At 71.6% G+C, this 9,186-nt stretch carries 9 protein-coding genes; 6 read left to right on the top strand and 3 right to left on the bottom strand.

Features of this window, described 5'->3' with window-relative positions:
* Nucleotides 1-72 precede the first annotated feature (72 nt).
* From IEY71_RS12605 to IEY71_RS12595, 3 genes are all read right to left on the bottom strand, one after another.
* On the bottom strand, nt 73-534 hold the full coding sequence (locus tag IEY71_RS12605) for a hypothetical protein (protein ID WP_189085672.1): 462 nt from the start codon (nt 532-534) through the stop codon (nt 73-75).
* A 231-nt stretch (nt 535-765) separates the two neighbouring features.
* On the bottom strand, nt 766-1,413 hold the full coding sequence (locus tag IEY71_RS12600; RefSeq protein ID WP_189085671.1) for a GNAT family N-acetyltransferase: 648 nt from the start codon (nt 1,411-1,413) through the stop codon (nt 766-768).
* 213 nt (nt 1,414-1,626) lie between these two features.
* The gene (locus tag IEY71_RS12595) at nt 1,627-2,484 is read right to left on the bottom strand and encodes an NAD-dependent epimerase/dehydratase family protein (protein ID WP_189085670.1); all 858 of its coding nucleotides are present in this window, start codon (nt 2,482-2,484) and stop codon (nt 1,627-1,629) included.
* Nucleotides 2,485-2,543: 59 nt separating this feature from the next.
* Between IEY71_RS12595 and IEY71_RS12590 the strand changes: the two genes are divergently transcribed.
* From IEY71_RS12590 to IEY71_RS12565, 6 genes are all read left to right on the top strand, one after another.
* Nucleotides 2,544-3,083, top strand: coding sequence for a winged helix-turn-helix transcriptional regulator (locus IEY71_RS12590; protein WP_308426148.1), 540 nt, complete (start codon nt 2,544-2,546; stop codon nt 3,081-3,083).
* Nucleotides 3,001-4,869 carry an HNH endonuclease signature motif containing protein gene (locus IEY71_RS12585; protein WP_189085669.1) on the top strand — a complete coding sequence of 623 codons (1,869 nt, stop codon included), beginning with the start codon at nt 3,001-3,003 and terminating at the stop codon, nt 4,867-4,869. The genes IEY71_RS12590 and IEY71_RS12585 overlap by 83 nt, the downstream gene beginning before the upstream one ends.
* Nucleotides 4,866-5,438 (top strand): cysteine hydrolase family protein, encoded by a 573-nt coding sequence (locus tag IEY71_RS12580; protein WP_189085668.1) that lies wholly within the window; start codon nt 4,866-4,868, stop codon nt 5,436-5,438. The genes IEY71_RS12585 and IEY71_RS12580 overlap by 4 nt, the downstream gene beginning before the upstream one ends.
* Nucleotides 5,439-5,676: 238 nt before the next feature.
* Entirely contained in the window at nt 5,677-7,176 is a 1,500-nt protein-coding gene (locus IEY71_RS12575; protein ID WP_189085667.1) for a helix-turn-helix domain-containing protein, read from the top strand.
* A 130-nt stretch (nt 7,177-7,306) separates the two neighbouring features.
* A complete protein-coding gene (locus IEY71_RS12570) occupies nt 7,307-8,758 on the top strand; it encodes an NAD(P)/FAD-dependent oxidoreductase (protein ID WP_189085666.1) in 1,452 nt (483 codons plus the stop codon).
* Complete coding sequence (locus IEY71_RS12565) at nt 8,755-9,156, top strand: cupin domain-containing protein (RefSeq protein WP_189085665.1); 402 nt, start codon at nt 8,755-8,757, stop codon at nt 9,154-9,156. Before IEY71_RS12570 ends, IEY71_RS12565 begins: the two co-directional genes overlap by 4 nt.
* Nucleotides 9,157-9,186: the final 30 nt, after the last annotated feature.

The following is a 9,186-nucleotide window of genomic DNA, read 5'->3' as shown; positions in this document are numbered from 1 at the left end:
GCGGCCCGTCGTGGTTCCGCTCGGGCGGTCACCCCGTCGCAGGGTCCGCTGCGACGCGGGGCCGTGGCCGGCTCAGCTGGCGCAGACGGTGCCGAGCTCGGTGACCGACTCCTGCAGCGAGGTGATGTGCTCGCTCATGGCCGAGATGTCGGCGTTGGCCGGGTCGGCGACCATGCCGTCGAGGTAGACGACGTACTCGTCGAGCGCGACGGCGGCCTGGTCGGCGGCGGCCTTGACCTCGGGGTTGCCGACCTTGGCGGCGGTCTCCGTGACGGTGCCCGAGGCCTCCTTGAGCGCGGCGAGGGCCGCAGCGGGGTCGCTGGAGTCGACCGAGCTCAGGCTGGAGAGCTCCTGGAGCGCGGTCTGCACGTCGGTGCAGGCCTCCTGCTTGGTCTGCTCGGCCGCCGCGGGCGCCTCCGCCTGCTTCTCGGCCTTCGCGGCGGTGCCCTCGGCGTTACCGCCGGATGCGCAGCCGGCGAGCAGCAGGGCCATCGCGGCGAACGAGACGGCGGCGATCTTACGGGTTGCGGTCATGATGGTTCTGGTTCCCTCCGGTTCCCGGGTCGGTCCCGGTCCCCCGCGGACCATCCAAGCAGCAGAGCGGCCTCCCCCAAAATGGGGAGGGGTCCCCGCCACGGATCCGGCCGGACGCTGGCACGCCTGCGCACGGCTCCTACGGTTCGGCCACGGATCGCGATCAGCCCCCGGCCGCCGCGATCCGTCGCTCGCAGTCGCGGTCGGTTGCCAGCAGCATCGGGTCGTCGATCACTCGACGAGCAGGAACGGGCGCGCCTCATCGACCCCGTCCACTTCGAGCTCCCATGCGGGTCTCCGGAACGCGGATGCCTCGAGCCGCAGCCGCACCTCGTCCTCGACGACGCCCGCCTTCGGCGAGCGCCGCGTGACACCGTTCTCCCGGTAGCCGAGCTTCATCGAGACGGCCAGCGATGGCGAGTTCCAGTCGTACGCCTCCGACTCCGCGACGGTCGCGCCGAGGTGGTCGAACGCGAACAAGAGCAGGGCGGCGCGCATCTCGGTGCCGAGGCCGAGGCCTTGGCGGGAACGTGTCAGCCACGACCCGCTCGACACCGTGCGGAGCGCGGCGAAGTTCGTCGCCCGCAGATCCTGGACGCCGATCGGGCGGCCGTCCTCGAGCACCGCGAAGAGGAGGTTCCACTCCTCGGGGGCGACGCCCGCGCGCTCGCGCCAGACGAACCGCGCGAGATTCGGCAGGAGCTCCTCGCGCGGCGCGTCCGTCCACGGGATGCCGAACGGCGTGCGCTCAGCGTCGTGGACTCCGTCGAGCGCCGCCTGGGCGAGACCCGGGAGATCGGCGTCCCGCACCGGGCGCAACTCCAGCCGCGGCGTGCGCAGCCGAAGGCGGAAGACAGGCCAGACGTCGAGGAGGTCCATCCGTCGACGATACCGGCGGGATGCCGGGCGCTCGGCCTCCACTGAGCTTCGTCGCGGCCGTGCTCCGTCGTCGCTGTGCTCCGCCCATGCCGAGTTCCGCTATCCCTGAGCTTCGTCGTCACCGAGCTCCGTCCCTACTGAGCTCCGTCGTCCTGCGCTCCGTGGTGGCCGAGCTCCGTCGTCACCGAACTCCGTCGCCGCCGCGCGTCGTCGTCACCGTGCTCCGTCGCCGAGTACCTCCTCGAGCAGGCTTCGGTGAGCGGGCCGCCAGCCGAGCGTGCGAGCCTTCTCGCCGAGCGCGCGCTGGTCGAGCAGCAGGGCGTCGGCGAAGGGCGTGCCGAGCCGCGCCCGCGACTCGTCGACCGATTCCTCCACTACGGCGCTGGCCCGCCCCGAGGCGACGGTCGCTTCACCGATCGCTCGCACGCTCTGCGGTCGGCCATCGACCGCGATGATCCTTCCCTGCTCCTGCGGATGCTCGACGGCGATGCGGTAGAGCCGCGCCAGGTCGTCCCGGTGCACGAGGCTCCAGTGCTGTCGACCATCGCCCACGAGTCGGACCCGTCCATCCGGGCCCGGCGTCGTCAGGAGCTCGGGAATCCCTCCGGAGCCGTAGACGACGCCCGGTGCGATGATCGTCGCGGAAACGGGCCCTGCGAGGAGCTGCTCTTCGAGAGGCACGCGCCACGCCACGATCTCCGGCGGGTCGAGCGGGCCGTCGTCCTGGAGGTTCGCGCCCGTACCGTACTCCCAGATCCCGCTCGTGTGCACGAACCGGCGCCCAGTCGTCGCGAACTCGTTCCCGATGGCGTCGAGGACGGCTGCGTCGAACTCGGGCGCCCCGCTCGCCGGCGCGGCGGTGTGGATAGCGGCTTCGGCCTCGGCGAGCTCGGCGCCGAACCAGCTGGCGTCCGTCACCTCGCCGAGCCGCGCGGAGGCACCTCGTGCTGCGACCGCCCGCGCCGACTGCTCGCTCCGGACGACCGCTCGCACCTCGTGTCCAGCCTCGACGAGCTCGTCGAGCACCGCCGAGCCGATGGTCCCGGTTGCCCCGGTCAGTAGGATTCTCATGTCGGCAACGCTATGGACGCACCGCCGGTTACTTCAACGGAACTTCCCTCGAGGAAACCATGACGCCGGACGGGAGGCCGCCGATGCCTCAACCGAACGCACACAGTGCCACCGCCGCCGCCGCCACCGACTCCGCCGCTGCGGCCACCGCCTCCGACTCTGCGGCCACCGTCTCCGCCGCTGCGGCCACCGCCTCCTCCTCCGAGGAGGCGCGCGACGTGCTCGCGCCGGATTGCCCGAGCCGCGTAGTGTTTGAGCGGATCGGCGAACGCTGGACCATGTTCGTGCTGCTCGCACTCGAACGGGGCGGCACCTTGCGCTTCGGCGAGCTCCGCGAGCGCGTCGGCCGTGTCACCCCGAAGGTGCTCACCGAGACGCTGCGCGCGCTCGAGGCCGACGGCTTGATCGTGCGTCGAGCGTTCCGCGATTCTCCGCCGCGCGTCGAATACTCGCTCACGGAGCTCGGCATCTCCCTGCTCGACCCGATTCGGGCGATGCGCGAGTGGGCGGAGGCGCATGTGCCTGAGGTGCTCGCGGCTCGCGACCGCGCGGCGGCCCCCGAGCACGAGCAACCCCGCACGCCCGCAGTTCGTAACTGAGTTCGAATCTCATCTCTTCCCTCCTCCGAGTGTCAACCCGGCCATCCGCGCTCAGGATTCTCTGGGAGCGCCGTTTTCGTGCGTGATTTCGAGCGTATCCAAGCTCGGCGAGCGGTTTCGGAGTTATCCACAGCTTGAACATTTCTTCGAATGTGTTGCCCATCCCGGCCAGGATGGAGGTATGCACTCCACGACCGCCGTCACCCGCTTCGCAGAAGCCGCCGCCGACGCCGTCGCGACCTGGGCAGGCGCGCTGGCCGGGGCGGCGAGCGGCGTCGATGCCGAGGTGCACGCGATGAGCGGGGCGGGGCTGGTGCGCACGGTCGAAGCACTCGCCAGAGCGGCACGCGCCCTCGAGGCCCTGCAGGCTCGGTGCGCGGCCGAACTCGCGGACCGCTCGTGCGGAGAGGTCGACGCAGACCTCGCCCGCGAGCACGGCTTCCCCAACGCGGCCAAACTCCTCGCTGCAGTCAGCGGTGGGCGAAACATCGACGCCGTTCGCCTCATCGAGGTCGGGCGGGCGACCTCCGCCAGGCGCAGCTTCTTCGACGACGAGCTCCCGGCGAAGCGACCGCTCGTCGCTGCGGCGATGCGCCGGGGTGAACTCTGCGTGGATGCGGCCGGCGTCATCGTTCGCTTCCTCGATCGCATCGCCCTCCGCTGCGAGCCCGAGGCGCTCGCCTCCGCCGAAGCCCTGCTCGTCGAACGCGCGCCCGTCGTCGGCGTCGACGGCGTGCACGCCCTCATCAAACGACTCGAAGCTCACCTCGACCCCGACGGCGTGCAACCGCGCGAAGACGAGCTCCGCGCTCGACGATCGCTCTCGATCCGTGAAGACCGCTTCGGCATGGTGCTTGTGCGCGGCGCGTTCGATCCCGAGAGCGGAGCCGCGATCAAAGCCGCGGTCGACGCGCTCGTCGGTGCCGCGCTGCGCGCCGGGCGAGGCAGCAACCGCACCGACCACGCAGGGAGCGGCGGTGGCGCACTCGACAGCGGTGCACTGGCAAGCGCCGCGCGCGGAGGCGGGAACCGCAGCAACGACGATCCCGTCGGCCCCGTCTCTCTCGATCCGTTGTTCCGCGAAGACCGCTCGATCGCGCAGCTCAACGCCGACGCGCTCGCTGACCTCGCCCGGCACGCCCTGGGCTGCGGCGACGCTCCGACCGCGCTTCGTCGCGTCACTGTCGTCGCCAGAGTCGACGCCGAGGCGCTGACCAGCGGCGAGGGGCACGCGACGCTCGACGGCATCGAGCAGCCCGTCTCGATCGCGACCGCCCGCGCCCTCGCACTGAGCGCGGGCATCAGCCCGCTCCTGCTCGGCGACGGCAGCGCTCGGCTCGACCTGGGCCGTGCGGCCCGACTGTTCAGCACCGAGCAGAAGCTCGTGCTCGTCGACCGCGACGGCGGCTGCGCCTGGCCCGGATGCCTCAGACCGCCGGGCTACGCTGAGGCGCACCATATCGCGTGGTGGCGGCGCGACGAAGGCCGCACCGATACCGGCAACGGGATCATGCTCTGCAGCCACCACCACCATCGGGTCCACCGGGACGGTTGGCGCATCCACGTGCGCGACGACCGCAGCTGGTTCACCCCGCCGGCGCATCTCGATCCGCAGCAGGTGCCCCGTCCAGGCAATCGCGCGAACGAACGGGTGATCGCCGAACGGTTCGCGAGCCGCCGGAGCACTGCCCGAAGCACGCCGCCGGGCACGCCGCGCGGCGCATCCCGAGGAAGTTCCCGAAGGGCTCCCGCGAGCCCGCCACCTCCCGCTAGCGTGAGCGCATGACCCGCACGCTGCTCATCATCGACATCCAGCAGGACTACTTCGCCGGAGGCCGGCACCCCCTCGTCGGCCCCGAGGCGGCCGCCGATCGGGCGAGCGAGGTGCTCGCGGCGTGGCGCGAGCGCGGCGAGCCGGTCGTGCACATCCAGCACGTCTGGGATGCTCCGGACGCGGCGTTCTTCCAGCCGGGCACCCCGGGCGTCGAGATCCACCCGAGCGTCGCACCGCGCGAGGGCGAGACCGTGCTCACCAAGGCGCTGCCGAACGCCTTCATCGGCACCGGGCTCGAGGGCGTGCTGCGCGAGCACGACGCCGCGAGCGCCGCCGAGGCCGCACCGCAGCAGCTCGTGGTCATGGGCATGATGTCGAGCATGTGCGTCGACGCCACCGTCCGGGCCGCGGCCGACCTGGGCTTCCAGGTCACCGTCGTGCACGACGCCTGCGCGGCACCCGATCTCACCTTCGACGGCGTGACCGTGCCAGCCGCCCAGGTGCATGCCGCGTTCATGGCCGCGCTCGGCGACAGCTACGCCGAGCTCGCGAGCGCCGAGCAGATCCTGACCCGGCACTGACCCGGCACTGATCCGGCACTGACCCGGCACGGATCCGGCACTGATCCCATGCTGACCTACGCTGGCCGCGCCCAGCACGTCGGCACTTCGACACATCCGCACTTCGATACTTCTTCACACGGATGCTCGCGAAACCGCCCGAATCAGCCCCGCGAATCCACATCAACGCCCGAGCGCAGCAGAACTTTCGCAGAAGTTCCGTTTGCGGCATCCGCCATCGCGTGTGACCATCGTTGACATGATCGCCGCCGATCGATCCCGGTCCGAGCCGGGCACCGCTGCCGCCGCCGCCGAAGCCGCCACCTCCGGCGAGGTCGACGCGCTCACGCTCGGCCGCCGCATCCGCGAACACCGCACCGCCCGCGGCCTGACCCTCGGCGAGCTGGCCCGCGCGATCGACCGGGCGCCCAGCCAGGTCTCCGCGATCGAGAACGGCAAGCGCGAACCGCGCCTCTCGATGCTCCGCACGATCGCGCTCGCGCTCGGCACCACGGTCGACGAGCTGCTCCGCGCCGACGCGCCGAGCGAGCGCGCCGCCCTCGAGATCGCCGTCGAGCGCGCGCAGCGCGGTCCCGTCTTCTCGGCGCTCGGGCTCGACCCGTTCCGTGTCGCGAAGACGATGAGCGACCAGACCCTGCAGACGATCCTGGCGTTGCACAACGAGATCGACCGTCTGCACCGCGAGCGCGCGGCGACGCCGGAGGAGGCCCGCCGCGCGAACGCCGAGCTGCGCGCCGAGATGCGCGCCCGCGACAACTTCTACCCCGAGCTCGAGCGCGTCGCGGCCGAACTCCTCGAAGCGGTCGGCCACACCGGTGGACCGGTCTCGCACCAGCTCGTCGCCGACATGGCCTCGCACCTCGGCTACTCCCTGCACTACGTCGGCGACCTGCCGCACTCGACCCGCTCCGTCACCGACAAGCGGCACGGGCGCATCTACCTGCCGACCCAGCAGTCGCCCTCACGGGACTCCCGCTCGCCGATCCTGCAGGCGCTCGCGAGCCACCTGCTGCACCACGAGGAGCCGCGCGACTACGGCGAGTTCCTGCGCCAGCGGGTCGAGACGAACTACCTGACCGCGGCGATCCTCCTGCCGGAGCAGGCCGCCGTCCGCTTCCTCGCCGAGGCGAAGAATCTGCGCCGCATCTCGATGGAGGAGCTGCGCGACCACTTCGCGGTCTCCTACGAGACGGCCGGCCACCGCTTCACGAACCTGGCGACCGCCCGCCTCGAGATCCCGGTGCACTTCATGAAGGTGCACGAATCGGGCACGATCATCAAGGCGTACGAGAACGACCGCGTCCGCTTCCCCTCCGATGCCCTCGGCGCCGTCGAGGGCACCACCGTCTGCCGCAACTGGACGGCCCGCACGGTCTTCGACGTCGAGGACCGCTTCAGCCCCTGGTACCAGTACACGGACACTCCGTCCGGCACCTTCTGGTGCACCTCCCGCATCGAGAAGGCGAAGGAGGGCGAGTACTCGGTCTCGGTCGGCGTGCCCTTCGAGCACGTGAAGTGGTTTCGCGGCCGGGAGACGCCGCACCGCGCCGTGTCCCGCTGCCCCGACCCGAGCTGCTGCCAGGCGCCGGAGGGACTCGCCGACAAGTGGGCGGATGCCTCGTGGCCGGCCGCGCGCACGCCGACGAGCCTGCTCGCCGCCCTCCCGACCGGCACCTTCCCGGGCGTCGACCAGACCGAGGTGTACGAGTTCCTCGAGCAGCACGCCCCCACGGCCTGACCGCGCGACGGGCGGGCGCAGCCCGTCAATCTGTCCGGAGCCGCCGTCATTCCGCGACAGCGGCGGGCTGGCGGCCCGGCCGCCGCCGCGTCAGGATGGTGGGAACCAAACACGTATCGGAGTGATCCCCGTGGGCACCACCGTCTTCGAACGACGTCGACCCTCTTCATCCGTCATCGAGCATGCGCTCGCCGACACCCGCCACTCGGTCTTCTGGCGGGACGACCTGCCGGAAGCGCTGAAGCCCTCCCGGCCCAAGCTCAGCGGCACCGTCGTCGCCGACCTCGTGGTCGTCGGCGGTGGCTACACCGGCCTCTGGACGGCCCTGCTCGCGAAGGAGCGCGCGCCCGAGTCGCACGTCGTCCTCGTCGAGGCGAAGCGCATCGGCTGGGCGGCCTCCGGCCGCAACGGCGGCTTCTGCGAGGCGAGCCTCACGCACGGCCGCGAGAACGGCCTCTCCCGCTGGCCCAAGGAGATGCCGCTCCTCGACCGCCTCGGGCTCGAGAACCTCGACGCCATCGAGGCGAGCGAGCAGCGCTACGGCATGGACTTCGAGTTCGAGCGCACCGGCCAGCTGGCGCCCGCGATCGAGGAGCACCAGCTCGAGTGGCTGCGCGAGTGGGCCGACGAGGCCGCCGCCGCGGGCGAGGCCGACGAGGTCGTCTTCCTCGACGAAGCCGCGGCCCAGGCATCCGTCCACTCCCCGACCTACCTCGGCGCGGTGTGGGAGAAGCGCACCAACGCGATGGTGCACCCGGCCCGGCTCGCGGCCGAGCTCGCCCGCGTCGCCGAGGAGCGCGGCGTCGAGATCTTCGAGCAGTCGCCCGTGCGCCGCCTCGACACCCCAGGTTCGACGGGTGCCGTGAGCGTCGTCACCGATGGCGGACGCATCGACGCCAAGCACGCGGTGCTCGCGACGAACGTGTTCCCCTCGCTCCTGAAGCGCAACCGCCTGATGACCGTGCCGGTCTACGACTACGTGCTCATGACCGAGCCGCTCTCGGCCGAACAGCTCGACTCGATCGGCTGGAAGGACCGCCAGGGCATCGGCGACATGGCGAACCAGTTCCACTACTACCGGCTCTCGAAGGACAACCGCATCCTCTTCGGCGGCTACGACGCCGTGTACCACTACGGCCGCAAGGTGCGCGAGCAGTACGAGAACCGCCCCGAGTCGTGGCAGAAGCTCGCGAGCCACTTCTTCACGACCTTCCCGCAGCTCGAGGGCCTGCGGTTCAGCCACCAGTGGGCCGGCGCGATCGACACCTCGACCCAGTTCACGGCCTTCTTCGGCACGGCGCGCGAGCACCGCGTCGCGTACGCGGCGGGCTTCACCGGCCTCGGCGTCGGCTCGACACGCTTCGCCGCCGAGGTCATGCTCGACCTGCTCGAGCGCCGCGACAACGAGCGCACGCAGCTCGAGATGGTGCGCAAGCGCCCGCTGCCGTTCCCGCCCGAGCCGGCCGCCGCGATCGGCATCAACGCGACCCGCTGGTCGCTCGATCGCGCCGACCACAACCGCGGCAAGCGCAACGTGCTGCTGAAGACGCTCGACGCCCTCGGCCTCGGATTCGACTCGTGAGCGCCGAGCAGCGGGGCACCGAGCAGCAGGGCGCCGAGCAGCAAGGCGCCGAGCGCCTCGCCCCCGGCGCGCTCGTCGACGGCCCGGCCGTCGCGCTCGAGCACGAGCCGGTGCCCGCCGAGCAGTCCGTCGCCGGCGAGCCGACCACCGCGTACCTGCCGCTCGACATCTCGGCGGCCGGCGAGATCGGCATCTGGGAGATGAGCCGCGGCACGATGCGCGACACCGAGGTCGACGAGGTGTTCGTCGTCCTCGCGGGCGACGCGACCGTCGAGTTCGTCGAGCCCGCCCGTGAGGCGATCGTGCTCGCGCCCGGCTCGGTGGTGCGCCTCGAGGCCGGCATGCAGACCATCTGGACCGTGCGCGAACCGCTGCGCAAGGTGTTCATCGAGCGCTGAGCGCTCCCGCGCGGGCCGACGCCCGCGCCG

Origin of the sequence: Agromyces mediolanus, assembly GCF_014648575.1 — a bacterium.
Taxonomy (GTDB): domain Bacteria; phylum Actinomycetota; class Actinomycetes; order Actinomycetales; family Microbacteriaceae; genus Agromyces; species Agromyces mediolanus.
This window is presented reverse-complemented; position numbering and strand designations above follow the sequence as displayed.

Excerpts from the sequence above, each read along its gene's own strand:
- IEY71_RS12600 (WP_189085671.1), bottom strand. The coding sequence starts at position 1,413 with ATGGACCTCCTCGACGTCTGGCCTGTCTTCCGCCTTCGGCTGCGCACG.
- IEY71_RS12575 (WP_189085667.1), top strand. The coding sequence starts at position 5,677 with ATGATCGCCGCCGATCGATCCCGGTCCGAGCCGGGCACCGCTGCCGCC.
- IEY71_RS12580 (WP_189085668.1), top strand. The coding sequence starts at position 4,866 with ATGACCCGCACGCTGCTCATCATCGACATCCAGCAGGACTACTTCGCC.
- IEY71_RS12590 (WP_308426148.1), top strand. The coding sequence starts at position 2,544 with ATGACGCCGGACGGGAGGCCGCCGATGCCTCAACCGAACGCACACAGT.
- IEY71_RS12585 (WP_189085669.1), top strand. The coding sequence starts at position 3,001 with ATGTGCCTGAGGTGCTCGCGGCTCGCGACCGCGCGGCGGCCCCCGAGC.
- IEY71_RS12605 (WP_189085672.1), bottom strand. The coding sequence starts at position 534 with ATGACCGCAACCCGTAAGATCGCCGCCGTCTCGTTCGCCGCGATGGCC.
- IEY71_RS12595 (WP_189085670.1), bottom strand. The coding sequence starts at position 2,484 with ATGAGAATCCTACTGACCGGGGCAACCGGGACCATCGGCTCGGCGGTG.